Source organism: Gilliamella sp. W8126, assembly GCF_016102185.1.
In the GTDB taxonomy this organism is placed as follows: domain Bacteria; phylum Pseudomonadota; class Gammaproteobacteria; order Enterobacterales; family Orbaceae; genus Gilliamella; species Gilliamella apis_A.
Genome location: NZ_JACFPE010000005.1, coordinates 98,832 through 118,945, shown reverse-complemented (window position 1 = coordinate 118,945; position 20,114 = coordinate 98,832). Strand labels below are relative to the sequence as shown.

The 20,114-nt window shown below is 33.9% G+C and carries 17 protein-coding genes, 1 tRNA gene, 1 pseudogene and 1 riboswitch; of the genes and pseudogenes, 14 read left to right on the top strand and 5 right to left on the bottom strand.

Going from position 1 to position 20,114, the window contains the following annotated elements; genetic code table 11:
- Positions 1-153: 153 nt before the first annotated feature.
- The 3 genes from H3S74_RS09870 to H3S74_RS09860 all read left to right on the top strand — a co-directional run bounded on the left by H3S74_RS09870 (position 154) and on the right by H3S74_RS09860 (position 3,846).
- Positions 154-2,127, top strand: coding sequence for a TonB-dependent receptor domain-containing protein (locus tag H3S74_RS09870; RefSeq protein ID WP_086361017.1), 1,974 nt, complete (start codon positions 154-156; stop codon positions 2,125-2,127).
- Positions 2,128-2,272: 145 nt separating this feature from the next.
- Positions 2,273-2,614 carry a hypothetical protein gene (locus tag H3S74_RS09865; RefSeq protein WP_198247782.1) on the top strand — a complete coding sequence of 114 codons (342 nt, stop codon included), beginning with the start codon at positions 2,273-2,275 and terminating at the stop codon, positions 2,612-2,614.
- Between the two features lie 260 nt (positions 2,615-2,874).
- Entirely contained in the window at positions 2,875-3,846 is a 972-nt protein-coding gene (locus H3S74_RS09860; RefSeq protein ID WP_065613193.1) for a sugar-binding transcriptional regulator, read from the top strand.
- 69 nt (positions 3,847-3,915) lie between these two features.
- Here H3S74_RS09860 and pssA read toward each other — a convergent pair whose 3' ends face one another.
- Positions 3,916-5,271, bottom strand: coding sequence for a CDP-diacylglycerol--serine O-phosphatidyltransferase (gene pssA, locus H3S74_RS09855; protein WP_198247781.1), 1,356 nt, complete (start codon positions 5,269-5,271; stop codon positions 3,916-3,918).
- 138 nt (positions 5,272-5,409) lie between these two features.
- Entirely contained in the window at positions 5,410-6,462 is a 1,053-nt protein-coding gene (ydiK, locus tag H3S74_RS09850; protein WP_198247780.1) for an AI-2E family transporter YdiK, read from the bottom strand.
- A gap of 104 nt (positions 6,463-6,566) precedes the next feature.
- On the opposite strand from ydiK, the gene eco reads away from it, so the two are divergent.
- The 8 genes and pseudogenes from eco (at position 6,567) to H3S74_RS09810 (ending at position 16,364) form a co-directional block, all read left to right on the top strand.
- Positions 6,567-7,061, top strand: a complete 495-nt coding sequence (gene eco / locus H3S74_RS09845; protein ID WP_232350096.1) for a serine protease inhibitor ecotin — start codon at positions 6,567-6,569, stop codon at positions 7,059-7,061.
- Between the two features lie 312 nt (positions 7,062-7,373).
- Entirely contained in the window at positions 7,374-8,483 is a 1,110-nt protein-coding gene (locus H3S74_RS09840; protein WP_198201144.1) for an extracellular solute-binding protein, read from the top strand.
- 101 nt (positions 8,484-8,584) lie between these two features.
- Entirely contained in the window at positions 8,585-9,721 is a 1,137-nt protein-coding gene (potG, locus tag H3S74_RS09835) for a putrescine ABC transporter ATP-binding subunit PotG (RefSeq protein WP_220000047.1), read from the top strand.
- Positions 9,722-10,033: 312 nt separating this feature from the next.
- Positions 10,034-10,918 (top strand): annotated as a pseudogene (potH, locus tag H3S74_RS09830) (putrescine ABC transporter permease PotH); the annotation flags it as partial.
- 243 nt (positions 10,919-11,161) lie between these two features.
- Complete coding sequence (locus tag H3S74_RS09825) at positions 11,162-11,920, top strand: ABC transporter permease subunit (protein ID WP_110448047.1); 759 nt, start codon at positions 11,162-11,164, stop codon at positions 11,918-11,920.
- 107 nt (positions 11,921-12,027) lie between these two features.
- Positions 12,028-12,166, top strand: a riboswitch (FMN riboswitch).
- Between the two features lie 147 nt (positions 12,167-12,313).
- Positions 12,314-12,952 carry a 3,4-dihydroxy-2-butanone-4-phosphate synthase gene (ribB, locus tag H3S74_RS09820; protein ID WP_198247779.1) on the top strand — a complete coding sequence of 213 codons (639 nt, stop codon included), beginning with the start codon at positions 12,314-12,316 and terminating at the stop codon, positions 12,950-12,952.
- Positions 12,953-13,083: 131 nt separating this feature from the next.
- Positions 13,084-14,013 (top strand): alpha/beta hydrolase, encoded by a 930-nt coding sequence (locus tag H3S74_RS09815; protein ID WP_198247778.1) that lies wholly within the window; start codon positions 13,084-13,086, stop codon positions 14,011-14,013.
- A 116-nt stretch (positions 14,014-14,129) separates the two neighbouring features.
- Positions 14,130-16,364: a TonB-dependent siderophore receptor gene (locus H3S74_RS09810; RefSeq protein WP_198247777.1), complete on the top strand. Its 2,235-nt coding sequence runs from the start codon at positions 14,130-14,132 to the stop codon at positions 16,362-16,364.
- 47 nt (positions 16,365-16,411) lie between these two features.
- Here the strand turns inward: H3S74_RS09810 and H3S74_RS09805 are convergent, their stop codons facing one another.
- The 3 genes from H3S74_RS09805 to H3S74_RS09795 are packed head-to-tail and all read right to left on the bottom strand — an operon-like array spanning position 16,412 to position 18,649.
- On the bottom strand, positions 16,412-17,512 hold the full coding sequence (locus tag H3S74_RS09805; RefSeq protein WP_110447634.1) for a M20 peptidase aminoacylase family protein: 1,101 nt from the start codon (positions 17,510-17,512) through the stop codon (positions 16,412-16,414).
- 14 nt (positions 17,513-17,526) lie between these two features.
- Positions 17,527-18,000: a YjiG family protein gene (locus tag H3S74_RS09800; RefSeq protein WP_110447635.1), complete on the bottom strand. Its 474-nt coding sequence runs from the start codon at positions 17,998-18,000 to the stop codon at positions 17,527-17,529.
- Positions 17,993-18,649 (bottom strand): nucleoside recognition domain-containing protein, encoded by a 657-nt coding sequence (locus H3S74_RS09795; protein ID WP_198200211.1) that lies wholly within the window; start codon positions 18,647-18,649, stop codon positions 17,993-17,995. Before H3S74_RS09795 ends, H3S74_RS09800 begins: the two co-directional genes overlap by 8 nt.
- Positions 18,650-19,262: 613 nt before the next feature.
- Between H3S74_RS09795 and H3S74_RS09790 the strand changes: the two genes are divergently transcribed.
- From H3S74_RS09790 to H3S74_RS09780, 3 genes are all read left to right on the top strand, one after another.
- On the top strand, positions 19,263-19,586 hold the full coding sequence (locus H3S74_RS09790; protein WP_110447637.1) for a multidrug efflux SMR transporter: 324 nt from the start codon (positions 19,263-19,265) through the stop codon (positions 19,584-19,586).
- A 24-nt stretch (positions 19,587-19,610) separates the two neighbouring features.
- Positions 19,611-19,925: a multidrug efflux SMR transporter gene (locus tag H3S74_RS09785; protein ID WP_198200209.1), complete on the top strand. Its 315-nt coding sequence runs from the start codon at positions 19,611-19,613 to the stop codon at positions 19,923-19,925.
- A 105-nt stretch (positions 19,926-20,030) separates the two neighbouring features.
- Positions 20,031-20,106 (top strand) — tRNA-Lys (locus H3S74_RS09780).
- The last annotated feature ends 8 nt before the right edge of the window (positions 20,107-20,114 follow it).

Here is a 20,114-nt window from a genome sequence, read left to right as displayed (position 1 = left end):
ATGATGCAAATGATAACTATTATTGTTTAAGGTGTGTTAATTGTCTAGCAATAAATAATTTTTCGTAAGGATATTGATAATTATTCTCATATAGTATATTGTTATCGGCAGATTTCTTTGCAAAATATCAATATAATTAATAGGGTTATAACAATGAATACGAAGTTTAAGTTGGCTACACATGTCTTAAATACAAGTATTTTATTATCATTATCAGGTTTAGCGATGGCGGCTGATGATAAAAATACTGATACTATGGTGGTGACAGCATCAGGATTTTCTCAACAAATTAAGGAAGCTCCAGCAACAATTTCGGTGATCACGCCGGAAGAAATTAGCAAAAAGCCTTATCGTGATGTCACCGATGCTCTTAAGGATATTCCAGGTGTCACCATAACAGGCGGAGGTGATTCAACTGATATTAGTATTCGTGGTATGGATGCCAAATATACCTTATTATTAATTGATGGTAAAAAAGTTAGTACGCGTGAAACTAGACCAAATAGTGATAATTCTGGTTTCGAACAAGGCTGGTTACCTCCGCTAACTGCTATTGAACGTATTGAAGTTGTTCGTGGACCTATGTCTTCTTTATATGGTTCAGATGCTATGGGTGGGGTAGTCAATATCATTACTAAAAAAGTGTCCAACAAATGGCACAGTGGTTTACGAGTTGAATCAGTTATGCCTTATCGTTCTGATGAAAAAAATACCTATGTAGGTAGTTTTTCAACGACTGGACCAATTATTGACGATATTCTCGGTATTCAATTATATGGCCAATACACAAATCGTCATGAAGATGAGTTTTTAAATGGTCATTCTGGACAGAAATTACGCAGCTTGAATGGTAAATTATCACTTAATGCTACTGATAACCAAAAATTTGATCTTGATTTTGGTCGTTCGTTACAAAATAGTACTTCAATCAGAGGTAAAACAAGAGAAAAATCAAGAGATAATGATTATAAGCGTGATAATGCTAGAAATTCTTTTGCGCTAACTCATAATGGTTTATTTGATGAACTATCGACGACTTCGTTTATTGCTTATGAAGAAAACAATAATCCAGAAAGAAAAATGAAAATTCGTAATACCGATGTAGATTCTCGAGTGACGATTCCTTTTAGTATTAATATGCTAACGATAGGGGGTAAATATAATTACCAAGAGCTTCATGATAAAGGTAATGAACTTACTAGTGATATTACTAAAATTGATCGCTGGAATTATGCATTGTTTGCGGAAGATGAAATAAGTATTTTCGATAACTGGAGCATAACAGCTGGTTTACGTTATAACAAAGATGAAAACTATGGTAGCAACTGGAATCCAAGAGTCTATAGTGTCTGGAATATTGATGATAATTTTACCCTGAAAGGCGGTTACTCAACCGGTTATGCAACGCCAAAATTGCGTCAAGTTGTTTCAGACTGGGGACAAGTAACAGGAGGGGGATATTGGGACGGTGTAGTTGTTGGTAATCCTGATTTAAAACCTGAAAAATCAGATAATTTTGAAATTGGTCTAGGATATAACAATGATTACGGTATTGATGCTTCTGCAACAGCTTTTTATACTAAATACAAAGATAAGATTCAATCTTACTCTATTTGTGATAATAAAAATATCAAAGAGAAAACATGTTCTTATAAAAACTTTAGTAAAAAATTTCATTTTATTCAGGGTTTAGAAAATGTTGATAAAGCAGATCTTAAAGGTTTAGAACTATCATTTAAAACACCATTGTTTACTGATTTCTTGCTAAGTTCTAACTATTCTTGGACTAAAACAGAACAAAAAACTGGTAAAAATAAAGGTAAACCTTTAAATCGTACTCCTAAGCAAAAATTCAATACCCAGCTTGATTGGAATTTAACCCAACAATTGGATTTATGGACTAAAGTTGCTTATTACGGAGTGGAATCGACCACGAATCGTAGTGGTAAAAAAATTGAATATCCTAGTTATACCTTCTGGGATGTGGGTACATCTTTCCAAATAAATCAAAATGCTAAGATTTATGGCGGTGTTTATAACTTGTTTGACAAAGAAGTGACGAATGATGACTTCGGTAAAACCTTAGAAGGTCGTCGCTATTTTGTTGGTACTGAAATTAATTTCTAATTAATATTCATCAATAAAACTGTTATTATAAATATTGAGTGGCTGTTAAAAACAGCCATTTTTTTTAATAATAAACTATACTTAAATATTTTAGTTTATTAGTTATGATTTAGGATTATTTCAAAAAGGGATTTTAAATTAATTCATGTCCAAATTTGGCTGTAAAATTATATTTATTGTTATATTGTTTTTAACGTACTCACCTGTATATGCTAATAATATTGTATTAGTTAATCTATCTAGATCTAAATTTGTTTTTGACCCGTATGCAGCAATATTTGTGGTAGTTTTGATTTTTGTTTTATTGCAAGTGATTAAAATATGGGCAATATGGAAGGTTAAGCAATGGGAAAAAAAGCAACAGCAACAGATGAAGCAGAAAAAGGCTGAAAGAGATCGGTTATTTGCTGAGTCAAGAGCAAGAATGCGCTTAAAAAAACAACTAACCAAAAAAAAATCACGGAAGAAAAAAATACCAGAAAAGTAATATTAGCTCTTAGTTGAAATTTCATCAAGTCAGCTAATTTTTTCATTATAAAAATTTTGAGGAAAGGGGTTTTTAGGCTTTCAATTCATCAAGATTTCCTATCAATTATCATTAATAGATAACAAACTTATCAAGCTTAATTAAATATCCTATCTCATTGAATTATTTATTGGTCGTAATACATAGCAAGCTAAAGGATTTTGTAATATATTATCTGTTATGAATGCAAGAAGTTGCTAAAGTGTTGAAAGGCAAATTTAATGGTTATATTTGAAGATAAACAAGAGTCGGAATTACTTACTGAAATTGCAGTCGCATACTATGAGTATGAACAAACTCAAGAAGAAATTGCTCAGCGATTTGGTCTTTCACGCATTAAAGTTGGTCGTTTGCTAAAAAAAGCTAGAGCAGAAGGAATCGTTGAAATAAGTGTTAAATATCATCCGATATTTAGTTCTCGCATTGAACAACAATTTGTTAACCATTTTGGTATCAAACGAGCTTTAATCGCTTTAGATCATCAAGACGAAGAAGAGCAACGTAGACAAGTTGCTGCACTGGTATCGAATTATCTATCTAGTACTTTAAAAAATGGTATGACAGTGGCTGTAGGACAAGGGCGTAATGTTGCTGCTATTGCCAGCCATGTTGGTGTGTTTCCTGAAAAACAGTGTAAATTTATTTGTGGCATAGGAGGTACTCAGCGTGTTGGTGAAATTATTGATGCTGACCACATTAGTCGAAGTTTAGCCAGAAAATTTAGTGCAACTAGTGAAACTTTGTATGCGCCAGCTTATGTAGAAAACAGTGAACTCAAAAGGGCATTTACCCAAAATCGGGTTATTAAAGACACATTAGAAAGAGCGGCTAAAGCCGATATTGCTTTAGTTGGTATTGGCGATATGAATGAAAACTGTTATATGGTGCAATTAGGGTGGTTTACTCCACAAGAAGTGACCTATGCAACATTAAATCAAGGTGTTATTGGTGATATTGCCGGATATGGATTTTTTGATATCAATGGCAATCCTGTTGATACAACCATGAATGATCGAGTGATTGGCTTAAGTATTGAAGAATTACGTAATATTCCATGTGTTATTGCTATTGCATCGGAAAATACTAAAGCAACAGCAATTTTAGGTGCACTACGTTCGGGCGTAATTGATATCATTGCGACAAGTGCTTCAAACGCTAGAACTATACTAAGTTTACAACAAAATAAAATCTAATCTAATTTAGCTAATAAGCTATTTGTATTCACATTACAAATAGCCTTGATTAATCTAAATCGAATTTAATTATAATAATCGCTTAATAATTCTATCCACTCTAATCCGGCTTAAACGTTTAATTAATTTATGTACCTGTTTTGGATAGAATTGGCTTGCTTGAATTTGTTGGAAATGGGAGACGATTGTTGTCTTTTCACGAATAGTTGTGAGTTCTTGATTCATCTGTTGTTGTAATTCATGTTTAGGATCATGAACAAGTATGGCATTTTCCAGATCTAAACGCCAAGCTCTTGGATTAAGGTTATTACCTGTAATCATCATCCACTCATCATCAACCCAAATACCTTTTAAATGATAAGTTTGATCAGCATCTTTCCATAATCGAATGATTAACTGTTCCTTATCAATATAATTTTGTAACCGTTCAACAAAGTTTCTTAAGTTGATTTCGTATAAATAAGGTAAACCACCGGAGATGTTGAATGGTTTATCTTCTGGAATATAAAAATCATTAGCTACTTTATCACCAATAATGATTTCAACTTGCTTACCTTTTCTTAATAAACGGATGATGTCACGCACTAATATATTAGGTAAATTAAAATAAGGCGTACAAAAAGTGACTTTTTGTTCAGTCGTGTTTATTAGATGGTGAATAATTTTATTCAGCTGATTATTTCGGCCAAGACCTACAATTGGTGCTACGGATAAAGTATCGCTATCACTATTTCCCGTGTATTGATAATTAGCATCCATAAGATGTTGGCGTAGTTGTTTAATTTCTGACTTAATTTGTTTACGTGTTTTATGTTCACTAACATCTAATCTTTGAACGCCATCAAGTGGCAGAAAATTATCATTAACATAATTTACCATTGTATCCGCTAAAACTTTATTAGTGATAAAGTGATATCTATCATAACGGTATTTATCAAGTTTATGTAAATAAACATTATTAATGCTAGCACCACTATAGATTACAGTATCGTCAATTATGAATCCTTTTAAATGTAATACACCTAGAACTTCTCGACGATTAACCGGCACACCATAATACGGAATATCAATAGATGGATGTTGTTGTTTCAAATCATAGTAGTAACGCGCATTGGTTTTAGTTTTATCTTCACCAATTCGACCTCGTTGAGCGCGATGCCAATCAACAAAAATTTTGATGTTTAAATTTGGTTGTTGGGTTTTGGCTTGATAAAGTGCATTAAGAATTTCACGGCCAGCTTCATCTTGTTCTAGATAAAGTGCAACAATATAGATACGATGTTGAGCTTTTTTAATCTGTTCAAGCAACGCAACTCTATAAGATTTAGGATCGTAAACAATTTGATATTGTTCGGCTTTTTGTTCAAGCTTGGCTAATTCATTTAAATGTTTTTGATGATTATATTTTATAAAGGGTATTCGCATGTTCTAAATATCATTAAAACTGACACAAAGTGTAGAATACCACAATTTGCGTCAGAACATAATACTCCTATTATTCAGGGGTTAATCTATAATTTAATAGATCGGTTTATTGATTCTTTTTTATACCTAATTATGTTTTTATGCTTGTTCATTAACCCATTGTTGAATAATTTTATAGCTTAAGGCTAAGACTACTGGGCCGATGAATAAACCCATAATTCCGAAGGCTAGAATTCCGCCGATTACTCCAAATAAGATAAGTAGGAAGGGGAGATCGGCGCCTTTCTTTATCAAATATGCTCGCATTACACTATCTAGGGTGGTCAAAATGATAGCCACAACAATTAAAACTATTCCTGATATAATATGCCCATCCCAAAATTGCCAAATGATACAACCTAACATGACAATAACAGGTCCAATTTGAGCGACGCAGCAGATAAATAATATTAACGTTAAAATGCCTGGAAATGGCATTTTTGTAAAGATAAAACTCATTCCGCCAATTAATGCTAATGTAATAGCAGTGACAACTACGCCTAATGCCACCGCTCGTATTGATTGGCCTGCTAAGGTAACAGTAGTTGTGCCGTATTGTTTAGATAGACGATTAGCCAAAACATAAACATATTTAGTGATACTTTCGCCTTTAAGAAACAATAATAGACTAAAAATAATCATGACACCGGCATGGAAAATAAAAACTCCAATATTGGTTACTTGCTCTAAAAGCCAACCAATCATAATACCTATATAAGGTTGAATATCGGATATTAATTGTGAACCATCTGTTTTTATAAGTTCAAGCCATTTTTGGTGGACTTCTTCGCCAAACATAGGAATATTTACCAACCAGTCGAAGGTAGGTAATTCTCGATGTGATAAAGTTCTAACCCATTCGACCAGATAGTGACCATTTTGAGCAATACTACTAATGATTAAAATAAAAGGAATAACGCAGACAAATGCCAGAATTATTGCCATGACTAATAAAGATAACCAACGTTTATTAAAAAGTCTTTGTTGAATTTTGATCATTAATGGCCAAGTTGCAATAACCACCATTACTGCCCAAAAAAAGCCAAATAGGAATACTTCAATCACTCGATAAGTTAGAACAATAAGTAAGCCTATTAAGAGTAAATTCAGAATTAATTTTAATAAATCATCAGTTTTTTTTTCTGCTGGCATTTTTATCTCATATTCTTTAATCTAGATAATGTTATTATACGCATTATGTTCTAAAAAGCATACGTTGACGTATTAAGTTAGACAATTTTATTGGAGAAATAAACATGAAAAAATTAATGTTATTAGCTTTGATGGGTGTGGCATTATCTGCTTGCGCAAATACGCAAAAAGCGCCGCAAGAAGTTCAAAAACTAAATGAAATTGCTCCCTATCCGGATGCAAAAGTAGGCTCTACTCGTTATGTTATTCATCTACCTAACTTAAAAGATGAAGTTAATGCTAAAGTAGAGATTTTAATTGGTAAAGAGATGAATGTTGATTGCAATACTCAAAGTTTAGGTGGAATTGTTAAAGAAGAAGAGCTTAAAGGTTGGGGATATTCTTACTATGTCGTTGAAGAAACTAAAGGTAGCATTTCTACAATGATGGCTTGCCCTGAAGGCGCTAACGAGAATAAATTTGTTTCTATCAACCATAAGTTAGGTTTATTGAATTATAACAGCCGTTTACCATTAGTATTCTACGTTCCAAACGATTTGACGGTTAAATATCGTGTATGGCAACCAGAAGCAAAAATTTTGCAAGCTAGTGCCGAATAAAAAAAGTAAATTAATTGTTAATAGCTAGCTAAAAAAGGGTTGATTGATTAAAATATAGTCACTTAGCCCTTAATCTTAGAATATTTGATTTTTTAAGTAGACATCTGAAAAAAAAAAGGTATTTTATCCCTCGTAATGCAAGGTTAGCTCGACATGTTCATTAATTATATTAATAACTTGTGATTGCCTGATTACCTCGGTTTCACCATATTATTTAATTAGTAATAATGGTAAAATTTGGGGGTCCGTTGTATTAAACAATGGGCTTGTGTCTAACATGTAATATCCCTAACTAGAGGAGAAGTGGTGAGCATGTTTACTCAACGTAAAACAATTCTTTCAATCATCGCTGGTGTATCACTAGCATTATCTCAATCTGCTGTAGCTAAAGACCGTGTGGTGCATTTTTACAACTGGGCCGGTCAAATTGGTAATAGCACAATCACTGATTTTGAAAAATCAACTGGTATTAAACTGGTTTATGATGTGTATGATTCCAATGAAGCTCTTGAAGGTAAATTAATGGCCGGTCATTCTGGTTTTGATGTAGTTTCACCTTCAGATAGTTTTTTAGCTAGACAGATTAAAGCTGATATTTATCTACCGTTAGATAAAAGTAAATTGCCTAATTGGAAAAATCTTGATCCTAATTTAATGAAATTAATGGCTAACCATGATCCAGATAATAAGTATGCAATCCCTTATGTATGGATGACTACTGGTATTGGTTATAACATTGATAAAGTTAAAGAACGTCTTGGAGAGGATGCTCCTGTTGACAGTTGGGATTTAGTTTTCAAACCCGAAAATATGGAAAAACTTAAAGATTGTGGTGTGGCATTCTTAGATGCTCCAACTGAAATCTTAGCAAGTGCTCTTCAATATTTAGGTAAAGATCCAAATAGTACTGATGCAAAAGATTATACTGGTGCAGCTTACGAATTGTTGGAAAAAGTAAGACCAAATATCCGTTATTTCCATTCATCTCAATATATTACTGATTTAGCTAATGGTGATATTTGTGTGATTTTAGGTTGGTCAGGTGATATTTTACAATCCCGTGATAGAGCGAACGAAGCTAAAAATGGTGTGCATGTTGGATATCAAATTCCGAAAGAGGGCGCATTAGTGTTCTTTGATACTTTTGCTATTCCAAAAGATTCTGCAAATCCTGATGAGGCTCATGAGTTTTTGAACTTTGTTATGAAACCTGAAATTGCAGCTCAAGTTACTAATGATGTTAATTTCGCTAGCGCTAATAAAGTTGCAAATGATCAGTTTGTTAAGCCAGAAGTGAAAAATGATCCAGCGGTTTATCCAAAACCAGAAGTGATGGAAAAATTATTCACTTTAACGGTGAAAGAACCTAAACTTGAACGTGTGATTACTCGCACATGGACAAAATTGAAAACGGGTAAATAACCGTTTGAAAATGTCAACTAATTGACTTATATATTCTAGACGGGGAGATTTTAAATCTTTCCGTCTCGTTTTTTTTGGCTTGTTGTTATGAGGAAAAAAGCGTGAACGATAAAACAACAAATCAGGTACAGCCTAAAAAAAAGATGATAACTCCATTATTGGAGATCAAAAATTTAACTAAAGTTTTTAATGATGATTATTATGCCGTTGATGATGTCAATTTAACCATTTATACCGGAGAGATTTTTGCTTTATTGGGCGCTTCTGGTAGTGGTAAATCAACTTTATTGCGGATGCTTGCCGGTTTTGAACAACCGACTTCTGGACAAATTATTTTAGATGGTAAAGATTTATCACAAGTACCTCCTTATAATCGTCCTATTAATATGATGTTTCAATCGTATGCTCTTTTTCCTCACATGACGGTTGAGCAAAATATTGCCTTTGGATTAAAACAAGATAAATTAGATAAAAATGAAATTAAACATCGTGTTGAAGAGATGTTGGCGCTTGTGCATATGGAGCAGTTTGGCAAACGTAAACCTCATCAACTATCAGGTGGTCAAAGACAACGCGTTGCATTAGCTCGAAGTTTAGCTAAAAGACCAAAATTACTATTGTTAGATGAACCAATGGGGGCATTGGACAAACAACTTCGTGATCGAATGCAGCTTGAAGTAGTTAGCATTTTAGAACAAGTAGGCGCAACCTGTGTAATGGTTACCCATGATCAAGAGGAAGCTATGACCATGGCTGGTCGTATTGCGATTATGAATAAAGGCCAATTTGTGCAAATAGGTGAGCCTGAAGAAATCTATGAACATCCAAACAGCCGTTATAGTGCCGAGTTTATTGGTTCAGTAAATGTTTTTGATGGCATCTTACAAGAAACCTTAGAAGATGGATTAATCATCAGTTGTCCGATGATTAAACATCCATTAAAAGTTGATTATGATTCACCTGCAGTAGAAGGTGTACCAATTCAAGTCGCATTACGGCCTGAAAAAATTAAACTTTGTGATGAAATTCCAGACAATGGTTACAATGTTGCAACTGGTGAAGTAGTTGAAATTGCCTATTTAGGTGATCTTTCTATTTATCACGTTAAATTACAAAGTGGACAAATTATTATTGCTCAACTACAAAATGAACATCGTTATCGTAAAGGAATGCCAACTTGGGGTGATATTGTTAATCTTAGTTGGGAAATTGATAGTTGCGTTGTGCTTACCGAATAAACACAAGAGGATATATTGATGCGATCCATTTTATGGGGTTTGTTGTTAAATGCCTTAGTGTTACTTGGTGTTTATTTACGTTTTGTAACAATAAATGCATTTGACAATCTGTTTTTAGATGCGTTATTCACGGCAATGGTATTAAGTCTATTATTATCCTGTCTAGGCACATATTTGGCACATTATAAGCCATCTAAATTTGCTTATCGGCTAATTATAGCGGGTAGTATTGTCTATATACCTGCAGGGTTAGGTTTAGTTGCGATCTATTATGCTTATCGAAAGATGCGATTACAACGTGATGAATCCGACCTGATGACACTATATGGCCGTTTATTGGTAATAGCTATTCCATATTTTTGGATGTTGTTATTATTCTTATTACCGTTTTTGATTGTATTTCGAATCAGCTTTTCTGAAGTAGCGATAGCCGTGCCACCTTATACCGAACTGTTTAGTTATGAAGATGGCCTAGTTAATATTGTTTTAAACGTTGGTAATTATTTTAATCTACTGGAAGATACAATTTATCTAGACTCGTATTTACAATCATTAAAAGTTGCTGCAATTTCAACTTTGTTATGTATTTTGATCGGTTATCCTTTAGCTTGGGCTATTTCGCAATGTAAACCGTCAACCAGAAATATTTTATTACTATTAATCATATTGCCATCATGGACTTCGTTTCTAATTCGGGTTTATGCATGGATTGGTATTTTAAATCCTAATGGTCTATTAAATAATTTCTTGATGTGGTTAGGGGTTATTGATCAGCCATTAATCATCATGAAAACTTACCTAGCTGTTTATATCGGTATTGTTTATTCTTACTTACCTTTTGTGGTATTACCAATTTATACCTCATTAAGTAAAGTCGATACAACGCTGATTGAAGCTGCGTTAGATCTTGGTTGTAAACCAATTAAAACTTTCTTTAAGATTATTGTACCGTTAACCAAAAATGGAGTGATTGCCGGTGGGATGTTGGTCTTTATTCCTGCGGTAGGTGAATATGTTATTCCTGAATTATTAGGTCCTTCTGATGGTCTAATGATTGGTACCCAATTATGGGCTGAATTCTTTAATAATCACGATTGGCCAGCCGCTTCAGCCGTTGCAACAGTGATGTTATTGATATTAATTGTGCCTATTTACTACTTTAATAAGTTTCAAAACCGACAAATGGGAGGTAAATAAATGAATAATTTACCATTAGTCATGCGCTCAGCATTGATTGTTTTTATCTCTACATTATTAGGTTCAATAGTGCTATCGGTTTTGATTTCTGCATCAGGATTTGCGTTATTAAGTAGTGGTAGCTTATATGTAGGGTGTTTTCTATTTAGCCTTATTTTAACAACTATTGTAACAATCGCGTTATTAGTGAGATGTTTAAAAGGGTTAATTCTCATAGTAGTATTTTCTTTTTTATATATCCCTATGGTTATTTTAATTGTTTATTCGTTCAATAGTTCAAGGCTTGTAACGGTATGGGCAGGATTTTCAACTAAATGGTATGTTGAATTAATACATAATGAAGCTTTACTTAAAGCGGTTGGATTGAGTTTGTCTATTGCCGCAGGCGCAGCTTCTTTGGCGATTATTCTTGGTACTTTAGCCGCTTTTGCCGTCATTCGATTTAGACGATTCCGTGGCTCTAATTTGTTCTCGTTTATGACTACAGCACCATTAGTTATGCCTGATGTCATTACTGGTTTAGCTTTGTTATTGCTATTCGTAGGTATGGGACAAGCGATTGGTTGGCCAAAAGAACGCGGTGCAATGACTATTTGGATGGCTCATGCGACATTTTGTACCGCTTATGTAACGGTTGTTATTAGTGCAAGATTACGAGAGTTAGATAAGTCAATTGAAGAAGCGGCTTTAGATCTTGGTGCGAATCCATTGAAGGTATTTTTTATTATTACCTTACCAATGATTGCTCCTGCACTGGTTTCCGGTTGGTTATTGGCATTTACTTTATCACTTGATGATGTGGTTATTGCTAATTTTGTCACTGGACCTGGTGCAATGACATTACCGAAACTAGTATTTTCTAAGGTTCGTTTAGGTGTCGATCCGCAAGTTAATGCTTTAGCAACAATTATTTTACTAATTGTTGGTATTATTGGCTTTATTTCATGGCTTTGGATGCGTCGAGCCGAAAAAAGACATTTGCGTGAAATTCGTATGCGATAATCTATCGATTAATTATTGCCGCTTAATGCGGCAATTTTTTTATCTTAATAAAATATCCGTGTTTTTTTATCTATTTTATATTATAGTGTGCACAGTCAGTTTACTGACAAAATTCTCAGGGCGGGGTGTAATTCCCCACCGGTGGTATAGCCCACGAGCGCTTAGTAAAAATTGATTTTATTAAGGACAGCAGATTTGGTGAGATTCCAAAGCCGACAGTTAAAGTCTGGATGAAAGAGAGTAGCTTATCTTTTCTATAATTAGCGTTATAGCTAAATCACTATGGTCAAGCACTTGCCCTGATTCTGGTATTTAACATATTTATAACTTAATAACTTCATACTAATTAAGGATAAATATAATTAGTTTAATAAAACAGGATAGGTATCTACCATGAATCAGTTTAATTTAAATGAATTTGGCACGTCAATCGAGCGAGTAAACAAAGCAATTGCTTCAATCAAAGCTGGATCTGGGGTGTTAGTTTTAGATGATGAAGATCGGGAAAACGAAGGTGACATTATCTGGGCAGCACAAACTATTACTACTCAGCAAATGGCATTAACTATTCGTCATGGCAGCGGTATAGTTTGTTTATGTATGCCACAATCTTATTGTGATAAATTAGAATTACCGATGATGGTAGCAAATAATACTAGTAAAAATCATACTGCCTTTACTATTTCTATCGAAGCGGCAAAAGGTGTTACAACAGGGGTATCTGCAGCAGATAGAGTAACGACTATCAAAGCAGCGGTAGCTGATAATGCTAAACCAACAGATTTAAATCATCCTGGCCATGTATTTCCATTAGTTGCTAAAGAAGGTGGAGTGCTGAACCGCCGAGGGCATACTGAAGCGTCGGTTGATTTAGTAACATTAGCGGGGTTTAAACCAGCAGCAGTAATTTGTGAAATAACTAATGATGATGGTTCAATGGCAAGAGCTCCACAAGTTGTCGCGTTTGCTAAACAACACCAACTACCAGTGGTAACCATTGAAGATATTGTCGCTTATCTTAAATCAAAGTAATTGTAACCGACTATTAGCTGTCGGATTAATTATTCGACAGTACTCTCAGTTTTATTTAGTTTATTATTGGTAAATTGCTCTTATTTAGCATATCTTATACTTCTTTGATAATTGAGATTCTGGCGTAATTTATGTCACGACTAAGTTTTTTGTATATTCTAATGATTTTTATCCTAACTGGCTGTCAGTCAAAATCTAATCTATCAAAAAATGTGATTGTTCCAAACACAAAAACTGAAATATTTCATTCAAAATCAAATGGCGATTATAAAGTAACTATTTATACCCCTAATAAAACCACTCCCGAGGGTGGTTGGCCAATTATTTATTTACTTGATGGTGACAGCTACTTTTTAACAACTAACGAGATAATTACCAATCAGGCTTGTGAACGTTGTGTTATTCAAGAAGGTATAATTGTCGCCATTGATTATTTTAATCAAACCCGTCGTGATCTTGATTTTCTCCCCAAACCTGAGAATTATGTTTTTGAAGTTTTACCTAATAAGCAAATTAATTTATCAGGTAAATATGGTGGTGCTGATGCCTTTTATGATTTTTTAACTCAAGAACTTAAACCTGAAATAGAAAAGCGCTATGTTATTAATCCTAATCAGCAAGCCATTTTTGGTCATTCATATGGAGGATTATTTAATTTATACATTTTTTTAACTAAACCTGCCATTTTTAATACCTATGTGATATCAAGCCCATCTTTATGGTTTAGTGATGGTTATATGTTTAGTGTATTATCAAAATATCTACTAAATCATCAACATTCTTTAAAACAACCTGTTAATTTGTTGATCTCTGTGGGTGGAGCTGAACAATCTTTATTGCTGATTGATTATAATTTACCAGAACAAAAACGAAAACTTTTACTAAAACATCGTCAGAATCGGAAAATGGTTGATTATTCAAAACAATTATTTACTCGATTAAAACAGGCTAATATTCATAACCTAACGATAAGTTACAAAATTTATCCTGAACAATCCCATAAAACTGCTGCTGTCGTTGCTCTGCAAGATGGTATTCAATTAAATTTTAGAGTTAAATAAAAACTTATTTAGCCAAATATTCAGAATCAGCTTGAATATAGATAATTTTAATTTATATTACTCCGACCTAATTAATAATGATAACCATTATTAATAAAAATTGTCAGGGATAATATATGAATACAAAATATAAATCGACTTGTTTGTTAGCAGCACTTATCGGTTTTGCTTGTCACAATGCATATGCAGATAATGCTCATTCATCAGTTAATAACAACAGCGATTCAGATGAGGTTATGATCGTAACTGCGGCTGAGCAGACCAAACAAGCTCTAGGTGTTTCAGTGATTACGCAAAAAGATTTAACTAAAATGCCACCCAAAAATGATATTTCAGAAATCATTCGAACCATGCCTGGTGTCAGTTTGACGGGTAACTCAACTAGTGGCCAACGGGGTAATAACCGACAAATTGATATTCGAGGTATGGGGCCAGAAAACACATTAATTTTAGTTGATGGTCGACCAGTAAAAAGTCGTATGTCAGTTCGCTATGGTTGGCGAGGTGAGCGGGATACTCGAGGGGATACGAATTGGGTACCTTCTGATATTATCGAAAGAATTGATGTCCTTCGTGGTCCAGCCGCTGCTCGTTATGGTGATGGTGCTGCCGGCGGTGTAGTGAATATTATCACTAAGCAGCCAACCAAAGAGTGGCATATTTCGTGGAATAGCTATTTAAATCTACCTTCACATAGTAAAGAAGGGGCAACCCAAAGAACAAATATCTTATTAACAGGTGGATTAACGGATAATCTAAGTATGCGTTTATATGGTAATCTCAACAAAACTGAGGCTGATGATTGGGATATCAATAAAAAACATCAAATTAATCCAAGTTCGGTTAGTGCAGGTCGTGAAGGTGTGCGTAATAAAGATATAAATGGCATTCTTCGTTGGGATATCTCTGATAAACAATCACTAGAATTTGAGACAAGTGTTAGTCGTCAAGGTAATATTTACGCTGGTGACACTCAAAATAATAATCCTAATGAATTGGTTAGTCGATTTTATAACGATGAAACTAATAGAATGAATCGTCAAAATTACTCAGTTACTCATCGTGGTTATTGGGACAATGGCGTAAATACCATGTCTTATATCCAACTTGAAAAAACACGGAATACTCGTTTGAATGAAGGTTTAGCTGGTGGCACTGAAGGCCGCTTTAAAGATGATAATTTTTCAACGATTAAATATAATAATTTTACCTTACATAATGAAACTAATTTTCCTTTAACCATCCTGTTACCACAAACCATGACTATTGGTGGTGAGTATAATCATCAAAAGATGAAAGATCCAACTTCAAATACACAAACTTTTACAGAAGGTGAAAGTATACCATGGATTAAAAATAAATATCGTAGTGAAAATGCCTCAGCTAATCTTTGGGGTGTTTTTGTTGAGGATAATATCGAACTGACTCAAACTACTATGCTGACACCAACGATACGCTATAATCATCAAAGTCAATCAGGTAGTAACTGGAGTCCGGGTTTGAACTTATTTCAGGAAATAGGTGATTATTTTAGTTTAAAACTGGGTATTGCTAGAGCCTATAAAGCACCTAATTTATATCAAACTAACCCTAATTATCTGCTTTATAGTCGTGGACAAGGCTGTTATGGTGCGGGTGGTAGTTGCTACTTAATAGGTAACAAAAACTTAAAAGCGGAAACAAGTGTAAATAAAGAAATTGGTTTAGAGTTTCACAATAATGAAGGCTTAATTGTTGGCTTAACTTATTTCCGTAATGATTATCATAATAAAATAGATTCTGGTATGAGTCCCATTGGGCAAACTGAAGGTAATACAAATTCTAATATTTTTCAGTGGCAAAATGTACCTAAATCGGTGGTTGAAGGACTGGAAGGTAGTTTAACTATTCCTGTTACTTCAAAAATTAATTTTCGTAATAATCTAACTTGGATGTGGCAGTCAAAAAATAAAAAAACGGGTGATTATTTGTCAATCATTCCAAAATACACTATAAATTCTTCAATAGATTGGCAAGCAACTGACAAATTTTCATTGTTAACTGCTGTTACTTGGTATGGTAAACAACGACCGAGAAAATATGATTATTTTGGTGATAAACTTACTGATAGTTCAACTAATCAACTAAGCCCTTATGCTCTTTTAAATCTAAGTGGGCAATATCAATTTAACAAGCATTTTACATTCACTGCTGGTGTTGATAATTTGTTTGATAAACGTTTATTTAGAGAAGGTAATTCTTCAACAGTAAGACAATCAAGAAATGGTAGAGTAACCGTTCGTGGGGCTGGTGCAGCAACTTATAATGAACCAGGTAGAACGCTATTTATTAATACTAACATCTCATTTTAAAGTATTATTTACAAGGAACCGCCGAAGTAATCGGCGGATTTATTCGCTTAACCTAAAACCTTCAAAGCACAAGTTTTAGTAATTTTTACACCATTTTCTAATGCTGATGTATCAAAAGTCATATCAGGATGATGTAAACCTGGTGTTAAATCGACACCTAAGCCCCAAAAACCAGATTTTACATCTCTTTCACGTGGATAATTGAAGAAATCTTCGCCACCAGGTGTGAAAATAGGATCTTTTAATCCCTCTTTTCCGAGTACATCGGTAATAGATTCAGCAATGATTTTAGTTACTTCATCGTCTATTTCGGCTGCTGGAATTTCTTTCGATACTTTGATATCAGCTTTAGCACCAATGGATGCTACACTTAATTCAATCGCTTTGAGTGTTTTGGCTTTTAATTCATCCATAGCTGGGTTGGTTGGTGCTCGTAAATCCCAACAAACATAAGCCTCTGACGGAATAGCATTTGTTACACCTGCATCACATATACAACGTGTTGCTTTGACGCTATACGTTAAACTAGGAGCAAGATGAATGGTATTTACTGCTTGAATAGCCATAGTTGCCGCATCTAAAGCGTTAACGCCTAAATGAGGTCTTGCCCCATGAGCAGGAATACCATGAATATCTACTTCAACTGTGGTTGAAGCGGAATAGAACATAGCAGCTGATGCAAAGCCTTTAGGGCATTCATCTTTAGGGCGAACATGTAAACCGATGATCATATCAACATCATCAATTGCACCGCCTTCAATCATAGCCAGTGCACCAGAACCTAACTCTTCAGCTGGTTGAAAAATCAATTTTAGTTTACCTTTTTTGATATTTCCTTCTTTGATAAGCTCTTGAGCTGCGGTCAATAACATTGATGAATGGCCATCGTGGCCACAAGTGTGTCTGGCACAATGTTGGCCATCAATAATGTGTCCTAAGGCATCCATATCCGCACGTAATGCCAGTACAGGACCTGATTTACCAGTGTCATATTCTGCAACAATACCCGTAGTATTATTTATATTACGGGTTACTTTATAGCCAGCTTCTTCTAGTTTATTTGCTATATAGTTTGATGTTTTAACTTCTTCAAATCCTAGCTCAGGAATTTGGTGCAAGTAGTGATAGTGCTCGAGTACATTCGACATAGATATCTCCTTTATCACACAATAAATCGCATAATGATCATAGCTATTAACGCATTAACAATACTATTAATCATTAATAGTGGCCAATATTTTTTAGGCACATCTGCTACACCAAGTAGACGGCCCATATATTGTAATTGTGAGCCCATTAAGAAGATAGCTGGTGCTATAATAGTGATATCAGTACCAGTGAGAATACCACCACTAATTAAATTTACAGCAACACCAGTTCCAGCGGAAGCTGATAACCAAGCTGTCAATAAAACGGTAATTGCTTCACCAGGTAATCCAAATAGTCCCATGACTGGGGCAAATACTTCACCAATTAATTGCATTAGACCGAGTCTTTTTAAGATTTCGGTAATAACAAATGCCATAATAATATTTGGCATTAAATTGTTAATGGCAATATTAAAGCCCTTACGAGCGCCAATTACAAAAATATCTAAAGGGTTGTTAGTCTGCTTTTGATTGCTTGAATTACTCATTGATAAAATCCTTTTTATAAACTGAATTTAATACAAGGCGGACTAAAATTGCACCGACAAATTTCAATACAATCATAATGACCAGTGGCGTAAATATTGCAACAGACATCGACGCAAAAAGCGCTGAACCAATAGAAAAATAGTTATTTATTAACCCTGCACCAGAATATTGCCATGCACTAATAATGACGAGATCTTTTTTAGTGATCTGTTTTTCATCGTATAATTCTTTGGTTAACACCGCTCCAGCATCAGTACTTTGTAAATCCGTAATTAATGCCAAACCTGTTTTACCCGGAACACCTAATATAGGTTTAAGTAATGGTGTTAACAATTTGTGAGCCGCACGGATCGTACCATAGTGGGTAAAGATTTCTAAGACCCCTAATGCAAGCATTACAGTTGGAATTAATGAAAGAGCGAAAATAAAGCCGGCTCTGGCGCTATTACCACCTTCACCAACAAATGTATTTTTCTCCGGATGGAGCATTGTACCAAACTTACCACTTAAACTGGTAAAATCAAATGCGCCTAACCAAGCTTTTCCATCTACGTTATAAAATAGTCCGGAAAAGAACAGTATGGCCACAATAAGTGACACATAAGCCTTTATGCCGACTTTAAATTCATTGTCCGATTTTTTTGACATTGTCGATTCCTTTTGATTTATTTGATTTATTCTTTAATCGCAGTATTAAATAAGTTTATTCAATGGACCTTATTTGTTTTGATTCTCAGAGTTAAATAAAGTGCCAAGTTTTGTATTCTATATTGATTTTATTTTAAAAAAACCCCTTTCCTCAAAATATTTTATAAATTAATTTATTTTAATATTCCTAACTTGCCTTGATAATTGGGTTACAAGCAAACTATCTAAATTAAAATTGAAAAATGCAATTACAGCTTTTGATAGGTTTCTTAATAATAACAAGATTGGCTAAATGAAGGTTTCAAAATATCTTATTCTTAATAAGAAAGTTATTTAAAAGCATTGAATTATCAATAATTATAGACTTGCCATTTTTCATCCTTCGTTATAGAATTATTTATGCAGGATAAAAAATGATAATGAAATATTACAAAAATATTTCAATAATTATCTTGCAATTTATATAAGGTTGAATTGTTTTTCTGCATAAACATCATAATCTTTAGGTGGCAAACGTTCTTGTTTGCGAACCATCATTTGTTTCATTGAACACATTAATGAAAAGACAATACTAAGCAATAAAAATTGAAAATAATTAATCGATGAGGTCGTTATGAACAGCAGGAATAAAGAGTGGGCATTTGTTGTTCTCACCTGCTTTTTTGAATTGTGTTGGGTATTTGGTTTCACTACCGCAAGTCAGTGGTGGCATTGGGTTATTGTCATAATGGTAATCGTTGTTGATTTTACCTTTTTAACCAGTGCATGTAAGACTATTCCTACAGGTACAGTGTATGCGATTTTTTCTGGTGTAGGTGCGATTGGTTCATTAGTTATAGATATGGTCTTGTTTGGTAAAGAAATCAAACTTATTGAAATATTTTTTGTTGCATTAATTATTATTGGTGTTGTGCAACTTAAACGAGCTGATAGCTAATTAACTAAAATTTGGATATATCATATGGGATGGTTATTTATTTTAACTGCTGCAATATTTGAAGTTATTGGTGCTATAGGTCTTAAACTTTATTCACAACAAAAAAATTTATTCCGATTAACGCTATATTGGGGAGGTTTTTTTGTTTCGTTTTCATTATTTTATTTTTCATTAAAGTATCTGGATTTAAGTATTGTGTATCCAGTATGGGTAGGGCTAGGTACTTCAGGTGCAGTATTGGCTAATATGTTTATTTTTAAGGAACCGAAAAATTTTAGTCGAATATTCGGTCTTACTATAATTGTGGTTGGTATTGTAGGTTTGCATTTAACTATGTAATGCAAAATTAATTTATTTTTTTAAATTAGTTGGTAAGGCTGTTTTTATTTTAGAGTATTTGCATTAAAATCTAAACTTCTATACAATAGTTTTCATTCCTTTAGTGGGTTGTTAGCTCAGTCGGTAGAGCAGTTGACTCTTAATCAATTGGTCGCGGGTTCGATCCCCTCACAACCCACCATTAAAATC

Coding starts and splice junctions, on each gene's coding strand:
- ribB (WP_198247779.1), top strand. CDS start 12,314: ATGAATCAGTTTAATTTAAATGAATTTGGCACGTCAATCGAGCGAGTA.
- H3S74_RS09785 (WP_198200209.1), top strand. CDS start 19,611: ATGGGATGGTTATTTATTTTAACTGCTGCAATATTTGAAGTTATTGGT.
- H3S74_RS09840 (WP_198201144.1), top strand. CDS start 7,374: ATGTTTACTCAACGTAAAACAATTCTTTCAATCATCGCTGGTGTATCA.
- H3S74_RS09800 (WP_110447635.1), bottom strand. CDS start 18,000: ATGAGTAATTCAAGCAATCAAAAGCAGACTAACAACCCTTTAGATATT.
- H3S74_RS09805 (WP_110447634.1), bottom strand. CDS start 17,512: ATGTCGAATGTACTCGAGCACTATCACTACTTGCACCAAATTCCTGAG.
- H3S74_RS09860 (WP_065613193.1), top strand. CDS start 2,875: ATGGTTATATTTGAAGATAAACAAGAGTCGGAATTACTTACTGAAATT.
- H3S74_RS09795 (WP_198200211.1), bottom strand. CDS start 18,649: ATGTCAAAAAAATCGGACAATGAATTTAAAGTCGGCATAAAGGCTTAT.
- ydiK (WP_198247780.1), bottom strand. CDS start 6,462: ATGCCAGCAGAAAAAAAAACTGATGATTTATTAAAATTAATTCTGAAT.
- H3S74_RS09790 (WP_110447637.1), top strand. CDS start 19,263: ATGAACAGCAGGAATAAAGAGTGGGCATTTGTTGTTCTCACCTGCTTT.
- H3S74_RS09865 (WP_198247782.1), top strand. CDS start 2,273: ATGTCCAAATTTGGCTGTAAAATTATATTTATTGTTATATTGTTTTTA.
- H3S74_RS09810 (WP_198247777.1), top strand. CDS start 14,130: ATGAATACAAAATATAAATCGACTTGTTTGTTAGCAGCACTTATCGGT.
- H3S74_RS09870 (WP_086361017.1), top strand. CDS start 154: ATGAATACGAAGTTTAAGTTGGCTACACATGTCTTAAATACAAGTATT.
- H3S74_RS09815 (WP_198247778.1), top strand. CDS start 13,084: ATGTCACGACTAAGTTTTTTGTATATTCTAATGATTTTTATCCTAACT.
- H3S74_RS09825 (WP_110448047.1), top strand. CDS start 11,162: ATGGTTATTTTAATTGTTTATTCGTTCAATAGTTCAAGGCTTGTAACG.
- pssA (WP_198247781.1), bottom strand. CDS start 5,271: ATGCGAATACCCTTTATAAAATATAATCATCAAAAACATTTAAATGAA.
- eco (WP_232350096.1), top strand. CDS start 6,567: ATGAAAAAATTAATGTTATTAGCTTTGATGGGTGTGGCATTATCTGCT.